Below are 14,857 nucleotides of genomic sequence, written 5' to 3'. Positions count from 1 at the left end.
CTAGAAGATCTTGTGATTGAAGCCCGCGAGAGTAATCGTGGTTCCATCACTTAGGGTAATGACATCGCCACGAGACCCGACAGCCTCGGTTGGCAGATTAGCGCCAGTGTAGCCGTAACCCGCGAACGCAAGATTGTCGTTGCCGGTGAAGCCGATGATGACCTCAGAGCCGCCTGCATGGCCCTTGATGAACGCGAACACGTCGTTGCCGCTGCCGCCTGTGATGGTCGACGCACCGCTGCCGCCGAGTACGCTGTCGGCGCCCGAGCCGAGCACTGCGACCATCGTGCCGGAGTTGCCCAACGGACTGGTGGCGATCGTCTCGGCGCCAGACGTCCCGGCCTCATTGATGCCCGTAATGCCGGAACTGCCCGCAACGGCCAAGCTGTTGGCGCCGACGACGGAGACGATGCTGATGCCGCTGCCACCGACCAGGGTTGAATTGGCGCCGGAGACAGTGCCTACAAAACCACCCGCACCGCCCGTGATAGAGCTTCCCGAACCAGCGGCGGTAAAGTGCGTTACGCCCGAGTTTGCACCGAAGATTGTGGATGCGCTCGAAGCACTGATGGTGTCGTTCGGAGCAGCAACAACCAAGCCTGTCGTCGTCACCGTGATGGAGTTTCCACCGCTCGATGTGTCAGCAACAGCTGTCGCACCGGTAACCGTCAACGCGGTGTTCGCCATCGAAACAATGGCGGGACCGCTGACGGTGGAAGCGCCCCCAGCGGCGAATACCGTGAAAGTGGTACTTGCGTTGAAGAAATTGCTAAGGGTGGCAGCAGCTCCACCTGTGAACTGCTGGGAAACTGTAGCGCCGCCGACTGTAGGTCCACTCATGCCTTAAGATCCTCTGGGTTCTCGTCGCGCTGATTGCATGGGCCGCCCGTGAAGCGCCCGCTGCCTCTTGATAAAGCGACAAGGTAACTTTGAGGTTAACCACGGGAAAGAAAGCGATTGCCCGATGCTGCGGTGGCGCGCCCTCCCCCCTGTGGAGCCGCTTACCAATCAAGCAATGGCCACTGAACACGAGGTTGCTGCCGCGTTCCAGGCCGCGTAGCAGACGGACAGGTCATACACTGACGGAGCATTCGTGGCCCGGCCAGTCGGCCAGTAGTTGCTCTTGGTGATGGCGTTCTGCGGCGACCTCGGGTGGGGCGCCCGGATTTCGACGCCGGATCAGTCCGTCACGATCGGCGACAACCCCTGAACAACCGCCATCCGCCGAGCGTTCCGAAGGAGCTCAGACCGTCCAGGCTCCCGGATCTGCCGGTACAGACTGAGAAGGGCCCGCTCGTCCGGCGTCTCGACATTGATCAGGCCGGCCTCGCTTTCACCCGACACCAAGTAGCCGATCGATACCCCGAGCACGGCGGCGACCCGGGCAAGATTGGCCCGCACCTGACCTGTTCGGTCCGTCTCCCACTGCGCGATCGCGCTCCGGGACACGCCGACACGCCGGGCAAGCTCATCTTGGGTCAGTCCCAGAGCACGGCGAGCCTCGCGGATCCGCGACGCCGCCCCATCCGTTCCCAAAGGGCTGTTCGGGTCCGCCGCTTGACCGCCCAAACCCATGTCATCAGGTCGCCGATTATGAACCAAAACCTCTTGCTACCTTTTGTTAGTTACGCTAACGTTTCGTTAGTGTTTAATTTCCTCGGAGGCGTCATGCCTGTTCAAGTCCATTGCGGCACCCGAATGGACGGTAGCGGACCGGCCCCGGTCTTCTCAAGCCCCAATCGTGAATTGACTAAGCTAATTGAGCCTGCACGCCCCGAACGCGGCTCGGGCGATGATCGCCTCCCTCTGCCTCCTGGCCATCCATTCAGCTGGATGCTGCTGACCATGGGAACAGTGCTCGAAGGATCGACCTACGCCGACTCCGTCTAACATTTCGACCCCTGAAGCGTTTTTGCCCTCAAAGGAATCCCCGCATGACCGCTGCGCAAACCGTGCGAGGCCAAACCGCGCCCACCAGAGCTGTAGACAGCCGCGGTCGCCGCGTCCGAGAACTGCCGCCGGAGTACGAGGGGCTGATCGCCTGCTTCGAGGAAGCCGGTTCCACGTTGCTGTCCTTGCCGACGACCGGTTTCTCGCCCGCCCTAAAAACGTCTTCGCTGCCGATTCTCCGGGAGGCGGCAGAAGCCTACGGCTGGTCGTCTGCCGAGGTGCGCCCCGCGATGCCGTCCGCCAGCCGGATCAGTCGCATGGACAAGGTCCTGAGCTACCTCGCCCTGATCCCCCAGGACCGCTACCTGCTACGCCGCATCATTGGGTGCCGGGCCCTGGTCCACCCGATCAGCGGGCGTCACCTCTTTTCCTGGCGGCGCCTTGCCGAGGTGTTGGGCGCCGATCATAAAGCAATCCAACGCTGGCACGCCGAAGGCATTCGGATCATCATCTTCGCTCTCCGCCGGATAGCCGCTGAGGAGAAAGCGGCTCAGGGGGACAAGATGCGGCGCATGGCGGGGATGCCTCCGATGACCTGCGCCGGTGGCACCCTCTCGCTTGACCGGGTTCGACCGCCCCGGTAGCTGCACGGGCCTTTTCAAGGAAATTGCTTCACCGTGACCATGGTTACCTCCGCCTTGAAGCTGGCCGACCGCGTTTCACAGCTAACGGGCTTAGGCAGGCGGCCTCTAGACGCCGAGGCTCTCATATCGGAGGCCCTGGCGGGTCAGAGCCCCGCAGCCTTCGGAGAAGAGTTCGGCCCCGACCAGTTCATCGAAGGTCTGCTGATCCTGCTCAGCTCCCTGGAGGCTGAGGCAAACCTGTCACTGGTCGGCCGCCTTGCCGTTCGCTGGGACGTTCTGCGCTGCCTGCGCAACCTGTTGCGGCTGCGACGGGAGGAAGAGCGTCATCCGGCTGTGCGCACCACCCCCATTCGCCGGCCTTTGATCATCACGGGCCTGCCGCGTAGCGGTACTACCTTCCTGCATCGGCTGCTGGATTGCGATCCGGCAATGCGGAGCCCAAGTTGCTGGCAGACGATGGCGCCTTATGCGCCGCTGCACGGACGCGACCGGCGCGTGGAGCAGACTGAGCGCGAGCTCCGAACCTTCGCCAGAATGGCGCCCGGCTTCCGCGAAGTACATCCGCTGACCGCGCAAATGCCCCAGGAATGCACTGAAATCACCGCGCAGGTGTTCCAGTCCCTCCGGTTCGATACGACCTTCCGCATCCCGAGTTATCTTGCTTGGCAGGACGCCCACGGTCATGCGCTCGCCTACCGCTTCCACAAGCGCTACCTCCAGCATCTCCAGCACCAGTCCGGCGACGACGCGGACCAAGTGCAGTGGGTGCTGAAATGCCCCGACCATGTCTTCGCCCTCGACGCTGTGCGCGCGGTCTATCCTGATGCACGGATCGTCTTCGTGCATCGCGATCCGCTGAAGGTGCTACCCTCCGTCGCGAAGCTCACGGAGATCTTGCGCCAGCCATTCACGCAGCATCAGGACCGCGAGGAAATCGGTGTCCAGGTGACAAGCCGTTGGCACCAAGGTGTGGAAGCCATGATGCGCGCAGCAAGCGCTCATGAGGGCGGCGAGGCGATCTGCCACGTTCAGTATCGGGATCTCACGCAGGACCCGATCGCGACTATCGCGCGTCTCTACGCGCACTTCGGGATGCCCCTCATGAATGACGCCGTGCGCGACATCACGGCCGAGATAAAGCGCGAGAAGCGCGGCGGCTATGGCCGCAATGTCTACCATTTTGCCGACCATGGCCTGAACGCACAGCGTGAGCGCGGCTTCTTCGCGGACTACATGGGCTGCTTCGGCATCGCTGAGGAAATACCGGCTCTTTGATTTTTGTTGCTTAAGTGTAAAATTTTTGTGGACAAGCGCCCCACAATTCCTTATATAACTTTATATGATGCCTGATTGTGTATGACGCTCTCCGGCACGCAGTTCGAACTTGGTTCTTCTTTCGAAGAGCAATCAGACATAAATCATCCGACTTGAAGAGGTTCCAGTTCACTCATGAATCTGGGCCTTGCCGAATGGGCCGAGTTGGTTCTCAGCCAACGCGACCAGACGCCTGCCCCACATCATCGTAGGCTGATGGCTTCGCTCGATGCGGTGAGCCGCGGAGAAACGGACCGGCTCATGGTTCTAATGCCGCCAGGCTCGGCCAAGTCGACGTATGTCTCGGTTCTTTTTCCGGCTTGGTATTTGGCCCACCACCCGCGGGCGGCCCTCATCACGGCCTGCCACACGGACAGTCTGGCAAGCCATTTCGGCCGACGGACGCGCGCCCTGGTTCAGGAACACAGCGCCACGTTGAACTACCGGCTGTCCACGGACGAACGTGCCGCCAATCGCTGGCGCACGGACCAGGGCGGAGAATACTTCGGAGCGGGCATTCGCGGACCGCTCGCGGGCCGCAGGGCCGATCTCGCAATCATCGACGATCCCGTAAAATCCTGGGCGGACGCGGACTCGCCGATGTGTCGCGAGCACGCCTGGGAATGGTACCGAACCGATCTGCTGCCCCGGCTCAAGCCGCGCGGACGGGTCGTGCTGGTAATGACCAGGTGGCATGAGGACGACCTTGGGGGCCGTATCCTCGAAACGGAAGCCGGCTGGACCCTGTTGCGGCTGCCGGCGCTGGCCGTGCCTCCCGACCCGATGGGCCGGGCCGAGGGTGAAGCGCTCTGGCCCGACTGGGAAGATGCCGAGGCCTTAGCCCGTAAGCGGACCGCCATGGGCGAACGCGCCTTCTCGGCTTTGTTCCAGCAAGACCCCCGGCCGCCCTCGGGCGGATTGTTCATGCCTGAACGCATATCGGTGAGCGACGTGCCGCCAACCGGCATGATGGCGGTGCGGGCATGGGATTTGGCTTCGGCACTCCCCGCGCCTGGAAAGGACCCCGACTGGACCGTCGGGCTACGTCTGGACCGCGACGCCGAGCAGCGTTTCGCCGTGACCGACATCGTTCGCTTTCGTGGCACACCCGGTGAGGTGGAAGCCGCGATCCTGGCGACCGCACAGCGCGACGGTTCAACGGTTCTGGTTTCTCTGCCGCAAGACCCTGGGCAGGCTGGACAGGCGCAGGCCACCTACTTGACACGCAAGCTGGCCGGGTTCCCGGTGCGGTGCTCGCCCGAGACGGGCGCGAAGCTCACTCGCGCAGGGCCAGTCGCGGCCCAGATCGAAGCTCGCAATGTTAGTCTCGTTCGCGCCCCTTGGAACCGAGCTTTCCTGGAAGAGTTGCGGGACTTCCCGCATGGCCGGAAAGACGACCAAGTCGATGCGCTGTCACGCGCCTTCATGACGCTGCTGGCGCCCGCAGCGCCCGCACGACGCCTGCACGTGCCTCTGCTTAGCCGCTGAAAGTAATACTCAGTCATCCAACGCGGCCACCCGCGCTTCCGATGCTCGTTCCTGTCTGCGAGTTTGGCGTCTAGGCGTCTCTGACTCCACGCAGCGCATCCCTTCCCAGTCGCTGACTTGGCCGTCCCATAGATGCGCGCTTCATCGCGCTTTTCCTCGAAAGTCAATCGATGTTCGACGCGATCTGCGCGCTGATCCCGCGCGACCATGACTATCCACCGCGCGTCCACACGCTCGACGTGTTGCGCCGGGTGCTCGCCGGCACTGTCTACGATGTGCTGCCCTATCAGTTCCATGAGGAACGCGGAGCTGGAGGCGAATACATCCCGATCCGCCAGCGCCGTCCCTCCATCCGCTACGCGCTCTCCCGCACAGTTGTGGAAGACAGCGTGGCCTTGCTATTCAGCGAAGGACATTTCCCGACGATCGTGTGCGCCGATCCAGATCTCCGCAACTTCCTCGCGGACCTTCTCCGCGATGCCGGCCTCAACGCTGTCATGATCGATGCGGCTCTCCGCGGTTCCGTCGGCTCCGTCGCTCTGCTACTGCGCATTCTCAAAGGGCGAGTCTATGTCTCCATCGTTGACAGCCTGTTCCTCACCCCGGTGTGGCGTGCCGATGCACCTGATGCCCTGGCAAGCGTCACCGAGCAGTACAAAGTCCGAGGGGCGCTCCTGGCAGCCCAGGGCTATGAGATAGCTGAACCTTCAGTCGATTACTGGTTCATGCGGCGCTGGAACTCGGACGATGAAACCTGGTTTCTGCCCTGGCCTGTGGGCATCACGCCCATTGGTGGCCCCGAAATCGATACTGCCCGCACAATGCGGCACGGCCTCGGCTTCGTCCCGATCGTCTGGATCCGCAACCTACCTGGCGGTGACGGAGTAGATGGGGGCTGCACGTTTCGTGCTGCTGTCGAGACCAGTATCGAGATCGATTACCAGCTGTCGCAAGCGGGTCGCGGCCTCACCTATAGCTCCGACCCCACGTTGCTTATCAAGGAACCGGCAATCAGTGATCGAGAGATCATCAAGGGTGCCGGAAATGCTCTCGTTGTCAGTAAAGACGGCGATGCGCGATTGCTGGAGATCGGAGGGACCGCCGCGAACGCGGTCATCGACTACGTGCGCGTGTTGCGAGAACTGGCGCTAGAAAGCGTACACGGCAACCGATCCTCGGCCGACCGCATTGCCGCCGCCCAATCCGGTCGTGCCTTGGAATTGATGAATCAAGGCCTCATTTGGCTGGCTGATAATCTGCGCATCTCCTATGGCGAGAACGGCCTATTGGCTTTGGTGCGGATGATCATGGCCGCCACCGATCGCTACTCCATCACCGTGCTTGGCCGTCCCGCACCCAAGATCGAGCCCGGGACACGCCTCTCGCTCGATTGGCCGCGCTGGTATCCACCGAGTGCGGCTGACCAACTGGCTGAAGCCCAAACACTCTCCACGCTGGCCAAAGCCGGGCAGATCAGCCGAGAGACCGCGATCCGCGTGATCGCGGACGAATACGGCATCGAAGATGTGGCGGCGGAGCTTGCTCGGATCGCAAAGGAACAACCGAATGACGAATGCTGATACGCCTTCTATCGACATCGATACGTTAGACTCGCTCCGTGCCCGCGCCGCAGAGCTGGAGCAACAGGTCCGCAACCTGTCGGAACAGGCCCGGGCCAATCTCGTGATGTCCGAGCTGAAGGCGGAGGCGGTCCGTGCCGGCATGGTCGATCTCGATGGGCTGAAGCTTCTCGATCCCTCGGCGGTCGCGGTCGGTGAACGTGGCGAGGTGACCGGCGCAGCAACGGCGATGGAACGCTTCCGTCGCGCCAAACCTTGGCTGTTCGGCGGTGCTTCGAGCACGACCACGGCTGTGCCGCCACCCTCGCAGCCGCCACGCGCCAAAAGAGCGACCGACATGACGCTGGAAGAATACCGAGCTGCTCGCGCCGCCCTCGTGCGCCGCGTCTGACACTCGTCCCTGAACTCTAACCCATCAAGAGGATCGAAATGGGCATCCAAAACTTCCCCGTGGCCTTGCAGCCGATCATCCAGCAGGGCTTCCTGGAGCGCGAGTTCCAGCAGGCGCTGCGCTCCCGCCTCGGCTATCGGGCTGTCGCCGACCGCGAGGATATTGCCGTAGGCATCGGCGAGACGCTTACGAAAACGCGTGCGGGTCTTAAGCCAAGCGTGACCACGCCGCTCTCCCCAGCGCTCAATACGAACTTTGACAATGGCCTCACGACGTCGAGCTGGGGCGTTGAGCAGTACACACTGACGCTGAACTTCTATGCAGCGACCGCCGACCTCAACATGGTCACGAGCCGGGTGGGGATCGCCAGCCAGTTCCTGCAGAACGCCTACACCAACGGCGAACAGGCGGCCCGCAGCCTTGATGAGCTGGCCCGCAACGCACTGTTCAATGCCTACTTCGGTGGCAACACACGGGTGTCGGCGACACTCGGCGCCGCAGGGCCCACTCTTCAGGTGGACGATGTCCGCGGCTTCCAGAACGCGTTTGTCAACGGCGCGCAATCCGCTGTGTCATCGAGCAACCCACTTTCCGTGACGGTCGGCTCCGGCGTCTACACCCTGATAGGCACTACGGCGGATGCAACCAGCACCTCCACTACGCCGAACGGCATCTCCGGCACGCTGACCTTCAGCACGAACGTGACGGTCCTACAGGGCACAATTTACAACTCAGTTGTGGCGGCTACCGCAAGCTCGATCCTGCGGCCGGCAGGGCGCGGCAACACGTCCCTCATCCAGGCGACCGATACTCTCGCCATGGGCAACCTGCTCGATGCAGTCGCGACTTTGCGGAAGAACGCGGTTCCGGAGATCGACGGCGTCTACAATTGCTACCTCGACCCTGTCTCGGCTCGTCAGCTCTTCGCGGATCCGGATTTCAAGACGCTCTTCACCGGCGCCACATCAAGCAATGTCGTTTTCCATGACGGCATGGTCAACGATTTCCTGGGCCTGCGCTTCATTCCGACGACCGAGGCCTTCGTCCAGCCGCATCCGACCATCGCCGGGCTCTATGTTCGCCGCCCCATCATCTGCGGCCAGGGAGCGCTCATCGAGGGCGACTTTGCCGGGATTGGCGCCGACGATGTGGCACCCGCGGACTCCATCGTCACCATCGTCGACTCCGTCGCCATGGTGACACGCGAGCCAATCGACCGGCTGCAGCAGATCATCGCGCAGAGCTGGTACTGGATCGGCGGCTTTTGCGCCCCCTCCGACACGACGACAACGCCGCTCACAATTCCCACCGCGACCAATGCCGCCTTCAAGCGCGCGGTTATGGTCGAGCATGCGGGGTAAGCGCCATGGCCAGCGGCAGCATCGCCGCCTTCAGCCCCGAGGCGACGGTTAGCGTCGCCGCGAGCACCACGAGCGCCTCAGTGACGCTCGGGGGAACCGGACCGTCTCTGCTAGTCTACAATGGCAGCAACAGCACGGCCTTCCTGTGCCTGGGAGCCACAGCGGCGTTGACGGCGACGACAGCCGCCATGCCAGTGCCAGCATCGAGCCAAATGGTCTTCGGTATCGGTGCCACGGTCAGCGCCGCCGCGGTTATCCTTCAGAGCGGCACAGGACAGGTGTTTTTCACGCGCGGTTCGGGCTCGTTCTACTGATGACGAATCCCTTGGGCTTCACCGATGCCGAGCGGACGGACATCCGCCGCTTCTGTGGCTATCCGGCATACGGAGCAGGGCCCTGGGGCTTCCAGGGCTGGCGCTTCTTCCAGTCCTATGGGCTGCTGGAGTATCGCATGAGCAACCTCTCCTCCGCGGAAGAGGCGGTGTGCCGCACCTACCTCGGCACGCTGCGGGGCCTGGAATTTGCTGTTCCGCAGGCCGCCCAGAACCTCGACACCGATCAGGCGGCTGTGTGGAGCCGCAACCCGGATGAGGTCCGCGACCGCTTCGCGCTCCTCGACGAGTGGCGGCGCCGGCTTTGCAGCTTCCTTGGCGTGCCGCAAGGTCCGGCCTTCGCGGGTCCTGGCATAACACTGGTGGTTTGATGGACGCCGCGCGCTTGAACGACCGCGTTGCACGCGGAATGGGCCAGGCTGCCTTTCACCTGGGCGACATGTACGAGGCGTTTCGACCTCGGAGCGGCATCGCGCCGTTGTCTCAGGCGAATCGCCTGCTATGCCTGAATGCCGCTTTCCACTCCGAGGATAAGGATTGGAATAGAAGTGCCCGCTACGACCAGCCGCTTTGGTTCGCTGTCTACGACACGGCCTACACTCGCGCCGGCGACTATCTTCGAGGACCCGGAGGCACCTTTTTCGTAGCCGCCCAGCCACCGCTTCTACCGACGGTGTGTGTCCTCACGAACCGTGTTGCAACTTTCACCCGCGCGGATGGCGCGCGACAACCCGGCAGCAATGGCTATGGCGGCGTCCAGCAACGCGAGGAAACGCTACTCCTTGAGAGATGGCCTGCAAGCGTGCTGATGGCGGGCGCCGGAAGCCGTAACGCCGGCGCGTTGCCGGGAGAGCCCGGGCCCGCAAGCTGGATCGTGCGCCTGCCCGCGCTGCTCGGTGATAAGGCGGTCGAACTCCGACAGGACGACCTGATGACAGATGAGACCGGTACGACAGCCGTGCTCAGCGCTGTAGAACGGACAGCGCTTGGCTGGCGGCTGACGGCGACGCAGGCAATCACCTGATGGCAGATCAATCGGACGTAGAGAATGCGCTTGTCGCGGCTGTTACCTTCACACTTTATCCCAGCGGTTCATCAGCCGCCTCGTTGATTACTTGCGACGGTGTCGCCGCAACCATACGCGTCTATCGCGGCTGGCCGGTTGCCGCTGCGCTGCATGCCGACCTGGCGAGCGGCACCGCCAATGTCAGCATTTTTCCAAGCGGCGATCCGCATGCCACGACGCGTTATCCGGCGAACTGGAACGTGACGACAGCAAGCAAGCCGACCCTTACCGTCTCGGTGGCCGGCGGCGCTGTGACCTTCGGCGGCAGCACGGCCGCCGGGCAGATGGCAGGCCTCTCCGTCGCTGGCGCAACGTATGTCTATCTCATCCAGAGCGGAGATACGATCGCACTCGTGGCAGCCGCACTGGCCGCTCAACTCATTGCCGCAGGCCTGCTCGTGCAGATCTCCGGCGCAACTGTGACGATACCAAGCGGCGCAGAGCTCTTCGCCCGCGTGGAGCAGGCGCAAAGCGCCTATCAGGAAACCCGTCGGCAAAGGCAGAGCTTTCGGGTCAGCTGCTGGTGCCCGGCTCCGCTCATGCGCGACCAGATTGCCTCGACGATAGATGCGGCTGTCGCCGCTATGCCGTTCCTGACACTTGCCGACGGCACCTCCGCCCGCATCACATTGGCCGGGGGCGCCACCATCGACCAGAGCGAGAACGCAACCCTCTACCGCCGCGACCTCATCTATGCCGCCGACTACGCCACCACTCTCACCGCCGCGCAGCCGGCGATGGTGTTCGGAACGGGAACCTTATCGTCTCCGGCCGGCATCCTCTCGCCCCTCCTCGGCTAACCCCAAGGAAACTCAATGCCCATCGTTCAACAGGGCGCCATCAACACAACGGCGCTGGTGGTGCCCGACCTCTACGTGCAGATCGTGCCGCCGCAGACCTTGCTGCTCAACGGCGTGCCGACCGACATCCTGGGGATCGTCGGCAGCGCAAGCTGGGGCCCTGTGGGCCAGCCGGTCGTGGTCGGCTCAATGGGGCAGTATTCGTCAAGCTTCGGACCGGTCACGCCGCGCCTCTATGACATGGGCACCCAGGTAACGACGGCAGTTCAGCAAGGCGCGCAGAACTTCCGCTGCGTGCGGGTGACGGACGGTAGCGACACTGCCGCCGTACTCACCATCCAGACCGCAATCACGCTTACCGCGCTCTACACCGGCAGCAACGGCAACGGGATAAGGATCACGATCTCGGCCGGATCGCAGGCGGGCAGCACGCGAATTACCGTGGCCCTGCCTGGCAACACGCCTGAAGTCTTCGACAATATCAATGGAACTGCCGCCGCGCTGTGGCAGGCCATGGTCATCGCCATCAACACCGGCAACGGTGCTCTGCGCGGTGCATCTCAGATCGTCACCGCACACTATGCCGGCGGTACGGCTGCTCCAGTCGCAGGCACCGTCAGCTTCTCTACCGGCACTCCCGGCACCGACGGGGCATTGAACGTCACTTCCGCGATTCTGGTTGGAAGCGACTCTGTGCCTCGCACGGGAATGTATGCGCTACGTGGACAGGGTTGCTCGGTCGCCCTGCTGGCAGACTCCATCGACGTGACACAGTATACGTCGCAGGCAGCGTTCGGTCTTTCAGAGGGCGTCTATATGGTCCTGACCGGCCCTTCGGGCGACACAACCGAAAATGCCGTTGCCACCAAGGCGGCCGCCGGGCTCGACAGCTACTCTACCAAGCTCATGTTCGGCGACTGGCTCTACTGGTATGATCAGACTAACGCCGTGACGCGGGTTGTATCGCCGCAAGGTTTCGCGGCTGGCCGGCTGGTTAACCTCTCGCCGGAACAGTCAAGCCTCAACAAGCAGCTTTACAGCATCGTCGGAAGCCAGAAGAGCGGCTCTGCATCCTCCGGCCAGGCCAGCACCTATGCCACCGCCGATCTCCAACTCCTGTTCCAAAATGGCATCGACGTGATCTGCAACCCACAGCCGGGTGGCAGCTATTGGGGTGTTCGCTGCGGCCACAACTCATCGTCGAACGCAGCCACCAACGGCGACAACTATACGCGCATGACGAACTACATCGCGGCGACGCTCAGCGCAGGCATGGGTCTCTATGTGGGCGAGGTCATCAACTCGACACTGTTTCAGAACATCAAGGCGACGTTGCTGGCGTTCCTGCAGGGGATGCTGAGCCAAGGACTTCTGGGCAGCACGAACGGCAGCCAGCCGTTCTCTGTCGTCTGTGATTCCACAAACAATTCGCAGTCTCGGACGGCACTGGGCTACGTACAGGCGGATGTTCAGGTTCAGTATCAGGGTATCAACGAGAAGTTCATTGTCAACGTCGAGGGCGGCCAGACCGTGCAGATCAGCAGCACGACCGTCAGCAACGCCCCGTCCTCGTAACGTCACACCGACACGCCACTCTCACGGAGCGCAAGCACTATGGCTCTCACCACCTTTAACACGGGCAAAGATTGCCAGGTCGTCGTGCTTGGGCCTTTCGGCCGCGTCGACCTCGAACATGTCACCGGCTTCGAAAGCCGCCAGATCACCGCATCGGTGCGTGTCGACCGCATGGACGGCACCATGGTCGGCGCCGAGCTGCCGAAGGGCTGGGACGGCTCCTTCGATATCGAGCGCGGATCGTCCTCGGCCGACGACCTCGTGGCCCAGGTCGAGCAGAGCTACCTGGCGGGCAACACGCCTCCGCCCGGCACGCTCTATCAATACGTCGACGAGATCGACGGCTCAACCTCGACCTATCAGTTCAACGGCGTGGTGTTCAAGTTGACCTCCGCCGGCCTCTACAAAGGAGACGCGAGCGTCAAGCAGCGGCTGGAGTTCTATGCAACCAGCCGGAGCACCGTCTCGTGAATCATCCGTCTGGCAGCATTCTCGATGCCTTCGGGACGGTCGAGACGACCGACGCCGCGGGCCGGGTTCTGACTGTGCGGCCGCCTCACGCGATCGACAAGCTGCGACTGTTCAAGGCCGTGGGTCCCGAGCTTGGGCGGAATCCGCTGTATCTGGGCATGGCCGTGGTGGCGTTCGCCGTCACCGCGATCGACGGCGTGCCGGTGCCCCCGCCGGCCAACGAACACCAGATCGAGAACCTCATCAGTCGCCTTGGCAATGCTGGATTAGACGCCGTCCGCGGCATCGTCGAGCGCGATCCGACGGATGCGGAGGTGCGAGAGGAAGCGGGAAACTCAGTCTGCACCCTGACCTGATCGAGTGTCTCTATCTCGTCAAGAACGGGGTGCCGTTCGACATCGCCTTCAGTCTGCCCAAGTCCTGGCGGCGCGCGTTCACCGTGGCGCTCGGAGAGATGGGGGGCGCCCAATACAACTGGGAGAGCCTGGCTTGGGAGCGTTGATAGCATGCCACGCTACCATGACCTCTCGCGCCTGGACCTGACGGAGATCGGGAGCCGGGCGCTGACCGCCGCGGCCGCAGCCCTAGCCGAGGCGGCGCGCCGTAGAACCCTTGCCGCACCTGGAGCAATTGCTCATGCGACGGCTCATGTTGACCGCGCAACCGTGCAGGTAGCCGATCCCGCACTCGTCCGGCGCGAGCGCGGCGACGTGGGCTTGGCGCCCGCGCCCTTCCTTGCGCCCGACAGCGCCGATCGCCAGGCGATGCGTGCAGCGATCACCGAGAGCCTGCGAAAGGATCTGACGTGAGCGACGAACTCGAGTCCATTGGCATCTCCATTGTCCTTGATGATGGGATAGCCGAGGGGATGCGCCGCATCAGCCGGGACATGTCGCTGTTCAGCCGGCAGACGGATCAGACGGCTGCACAAATGAGCCGGATCGCGCGACTACACCTCGGGACCTACATTCCGCCGGAACCCGTGCGGCAGAGCCCTCCGGCGACCGCGGCCGTCATCGCTCCGATGCCACAGAAGGCGCCAAGTGTGCCAGCAATCGAGGCACCACAGGCGCCGCGGCTCTCAATGCCGAAACTGGCGCCGGAGCCAGCGCCGAGTGTCTCAGTCCAGATCAAAAGAGAGCAGACGCCATCCCCCGCCATGTCTGCGGTGCCCAGCCCGCCACCGGTCCAGCCGCCGGTTTCGGTGCAACAACCGGCGCTTCCTCCTGCGCCACCGGTGCAGCCGGCCGCGCCAATGGAGCGCCGGGCAACGGCAGGGCAGCAGGTTCCACCGCAACCGAGCCCTGCGCCGTTCGTCCGACCGGCTCCGGTCGGCCCTGTGCCGTCGGGCCAACAGGTCTCACCTCAGCCTCGCCCTCTATCAGAAGTGCAGGAGGTTTCGCCTCAAGCACGCTCGGTGCTTGCAGTCCCACCGGTTCCGCCGCCGCCTGACCTGCCGCCTGTTGCCGTTTCTTCCCCATTAGCGCGCATCACTGCTGTGGTGCCGCCGCTTACGCCGGGGACGAAGCCTCCAGCAGACTCCCAGCTCAAACTCGCCGCTAAGCCCTCGATCAAAGTGGCGCTCTCAAATCCGTCCTCGCCTGTTCAACCTCTGGCCCGCCTTGTCCCGGTTCGTGCGGCGGCGCCTGAGACCCCTCTCTTGAGGACAAAATCGGCACCGAGCCCGAGCGCAGAGTCGCCGCCAACGGCCGGGAGTTCCTCAGCTCGCAAGACACCCGTATCAAGTGCCCAGGCGCGCGAGACGACACGTCCGAGAAGCACCACAACGCCGCCAATGGCGAAAACAGCCTCGACGGCTGTCGTCTATCAGCGCCCACCCAAGGTAGGGCCGGCCATGCCATCTGCGGCCCCCAGCCGCTCCGCCGGTCCGGCTCCCGCGGTGGCATCCACACGGGAACCGATCACGGAGGCAGGCAAGGCGACC

Annotated in this window: 16 protein-coding genes; 14 read left to right on the top strand and 2 right to left on the bottom strand. The window is 63.4% G+C overall.

Features of this window, described 5'->3' with window-relative positions:
* Together ACOEQ1_RS00960 and ACOEQ1_RS00955 are read right to left on the bottom strand one after the other, a co-directional pair.
* Entirely contained in the window at positions 1-840 is an 840-nt protein-coding gene (locus ACOEQ1_RS00960; RefSeq protein ID WP_419757368.1) for a hypothetical protein, read from the bottom strand.
* A gap of 339 nt (positions 841-1,179) precedes the next feature.
* Complete coding sequence (locus tag ACOEQ1_RS00955) at positions 1,180-1,575, bottom strand: helix-turn-helix domain-containing protein (protein ID WP_419757367.1); 396 nt, start codon at positions 1,573-1,575, stop codon at positions 1,180-1,182.
* A gap of 359 nt (positions 1,576-1,934) precedes the next feature.
* On the opposite strand from ACOEQ1_RS00955, the gene ACOEQ1_RS00950 reads away from it, so the two are divergent.
* The 14 genes from ACOEQ1_RS00950 (at position 1,935) to ACOEQ1_RS00885 (ending at position 13,721) form a co-directional block, all read left to right on the top strand.
* A complete protein-coding gene (locus ACOEQ1_RS00950; RefSeq protein ID WP_419757366.1) occupies positions 1,935-2,534 on the top strand; it encodes a DUF6362 family protein in 600 nt (199 codons plus the stop codon).
* A 39-nt stretch (positions 2,535-2,573) separates the two neighbouring features.
* Positions 2,574-3,809: a sulfotransferase family protein gene (locus tag ACOEQ1_RS00945; RefSeq protein WP_419758604.1), complete on the top strand. Its 1,236-nt coding sequence runs from the start codon at positions 2,574-2,576 to the stop codon at positions 3,807-3,809.
* A 174-nt stretch (positions 3,810-3,983) separates the two neighbouring features.
* Positions 3,984-5,336, top strand: coding sequence for a phage terminase large subunit (gene terL, locus ACOEQ1_RS00940; protein ID WP_419757365.1), 1,353 nt, complete (start codon positions 3,984-3,986; stop codon positions 5,334-5,336).
* Between the two features lie 170 nt (positions 5,337-5,506).
* A complete protein-coding gene (locus ACOEQ1_RS00935) occupies positions 5,507-6,916 on the top strand; it encodes a phage portal protein (RefSeq protein WP_419757364.1) in 1,410 nt (469 codons plus the stop codon).
* Entirely contained in the window at positions 6,903-7,307 is a 405-nt protein-coding gene (locus ACOEQ1_RS00930) for a hypothetical protein (protein ID WP_419757363.1), read from the top strand. Before ACOEQ1_RS00935 ends, ACOEQ1_RS00930 begins: the two co-directional genes overlap by 14 nt.
* Before the next feature lie 38 nt (positions 7,308-7,345).
* Positions 7,346-8,668, top strand: a complete 1,323-nt coding sequence (locus ACOEQ1_RS00925) for a DUF4043 domain-containing protein (protein ID WP_419757362.1) — start codon at positions 7,346-7,348, stop codon at positions 8,666-8,668.
* Positions 8,669-8,673: 5 nt separating this feature from the next.
* Complete coding sequence (locus tag ACOEQ1_RS00920) at positions 8,674-8,982, top strand: hypothetical protein (RefSeq protein WP_419757361.1); 309 nt, start codon at positions 8,674-8,676, stop codon at positions 8,980-8,982.
* On the top strand, positions 8,982-9,371 hold the full coding sequence (locus tag ACOEQ1_RS00915; RefSeq protein ID WP_419757360.1) for a hypothetical protein: 390 nt from the start codon (positions 8,982-8,984) through the stop codon (positions 9,369-9,371). Before ACOEQ1_RS00920 ends, ACOEQ1_RS00915 begins: the two co-directional genes overlap by 1 nt.
* The gene (locus ACOEQ1_RS00910; protein WP_419757359.1) at positions 9,371-10,024 is read left to right on the top strand and encodes a hypothetical protein; all 654 of its coding nucleotides are present in this window, start codon (positions 9,371-9,373) and stop codon (positions 10,022-10,024) included. The genes ACOEQ1_RS00915 and ACOEQ1_RS00910 overlap by 1 nt, the downstream gene beginning before the upstream one ends.
* Positions 10,024-10,866, top strand: coding sequence for a hypothetical protein (locus ACOEQ1_RS00905; RefSeq protein ID WP_419757358.1), 843 nt, complete (start codon positions 10,024-10,026; stop codon positions 10,864-10,866). Before ACOEQ1_RS00910 ends, ACOEQ1_RS00905 begins: the two co-directional genes overlap by 1 nt.
* A 15-nt stretch (positions 10,867-10,881) precedes the next feature.
* The gene (locus ACOEQ1_RS00900) at positions 10,882-12,441 is read left to right on the top strand and encodes a phage tail protein (RefSeq protein ID WP_419757357.1); all 1,560 of its coding nucleotides are present in this window, start codon (positions 10,882-10,884) and stop codon (positions 12,439-12,441) included.
* Between the two features lie 39 nt (positions 12,442-12,480).
* Entirely contained in the window at positions 12,481-12,912 is a 432-nt protein-coding gene (locus ACOEQ1_RS00895; RefSeq protein ID WP_419757356.1) for a hypothetical protein, read from the top strand.
* Entirely contained in the window at positions 12,909-13,268 is a 360-nt protein-coding gene (locus ACOEQ1_RS00890; protein WP_419757355.1) for a hypothetical protein, read from the top strand. Before ACOEQ1_RS00895 ends, ACOEQ1_RS00890 begins: the two co-directional genes overlap by 4 nt.
* Positions 13,269-13,418: 150 nt before the next feature.
* Positions 13,419-13,721 (top strand): hypothetical protein, encoded by a 303-nt coding sequence (locus ACOEQ1_RS00885; RefSeq protein WP_419757354.1) that lies wholly within the window; start codon positions 13,419-13,421, stop codon positions 13,719-13,721.
* The last annotated feature ends 1,136 nt before the right edge of the window (positions 13,722-14,857 follow it).

Origin of the sequence: Acidisoma sp., assembly GCF_965199065.1 — a bacterium.
GTDB lineage: Bacteria > Pseudomonadota > Alphaproteobacteria > Acetobacterales > Acetobacteraceae > Acidisoma.
This window is presented reverse-complemented; position numbering and strand designations above follow the sequence as displayed.

What these genes read in the sequence shown, in the direction of transcription:
- terL (WP_419757365.1), top strand. Translation starts at nt 3,984, where the DNA reads ATGAATCTGGGCCTTGCCGAATGGGCCGAGTTGGTTCTCAGCCAACGC.
- ACOEQ1_RS00900 (WP_419757357.1), top strand. Translation starts at nt 10,882, where the DNA reads ATGCCCATCGTTCAACAGGGCGCCATCAACACAACGGCGCTGGTGGTG.
- ACOEQ1_RS00915 (WP_419757360.1), top strand. Translation starts at nt 8,982, where the DNA reads ATGACGAATCCCTTGGGCTTCACCGATGCCGAGCGGACGGACATCCGC.
- ACOEQ1_RS00950 (WP_419757366.1), top strand. Translation starts at nt 1,935, where the DNA reads ATGACCGCTGCGCAAACCGTGCGAGGCCAAACCGCGCCCACCAGAGCT.
- ACOEQ1_RS00925 (WP_419757362.1), top strand. Translation starts at nt 7,346, where the DNA reads ATGGGCATCCAAAACTTCCCCGTGGCCTTGCAGCCGATCATCCAGCAG.
- ACOEQ1_RS00885 (WP_419757354.1), top strand. Translation starts at nt 13,419, where the DNA reads ATGCCACGCTACCATGACCTCTCGCGCCTGGACCTGACGGAGATCGGG.
- ACOEQ1_RS00960 (WP_419757368.1), bottom strand. Translation starts at nt 840, where the DNA reads ATGAGTGGACCTACAGTCGGCGGCGCTACAGTTTCCCAGCAGTTCACA.
- ACOEQ1_RS00945 (WP_419758604.1), top strand. Translation starts at nt 2,574, where the DNA reads ATGGTTACCTCCGCCTTGAAGCTGGCCGACCGCGTTTCACAGCTAACG.
- ACOEQ1_RS00905 (WP_419757358.1), top strand. Translation starts at nt 10,024, where the DNA reads ATGGCAGATCAATCGGACGTAGAGAATGCGCTTGTCGCGGCTGTTACC.
- ACOEQ1_RS00895 (WP_419757356.1), top strand. Translation starts at nt 12,481, where the DNA reads ATGGCTCTCACCACCTTTAACACGGGCAAAGATTGCCAGGTCGTCGTG.
- ACOEQ1_RS00935 (WP_419757364.1), top strand. Translation starts at nt 5,507, where the DNA reads ATGTTCGACGCGATCTGCGCGCTGATCCCGCGCGACCATGACTATCCA.
- ACOEQ1_RS00930 (WP_419757363.1), top strand. Translation starts at nt 6,903, where the DNA reads ATGACGAATGCTGATACGCCTTCTATCGACATCGATACGTTAGACTCG.
- ACOEQ1_RS00955 (WP_419757367.1), bottom strand. Translation starts at nt 1,575, where the DNA reads ATGGGTTTGGGCGGTCAAGCGGCGGACCCGAACAGCCCTTTGGGAACG.
- ACOEQ1_RS00910 (WP_419757359.1), top strand. Translation starts at nt 9,371, where the DNA reads ATGGACGCCGCGCGCTTGAACGACCGCGTTGCACGCGGAATGGGCCAG.
- ACOEQ1_RS00920 (WP_419757361.1), top strand. Translation starts at nt 8,674, where the DNA reads ATGGCCAGCGGCAGCATCGCCGCCTTCAGCCCCGAGGCGACGGTTAGC.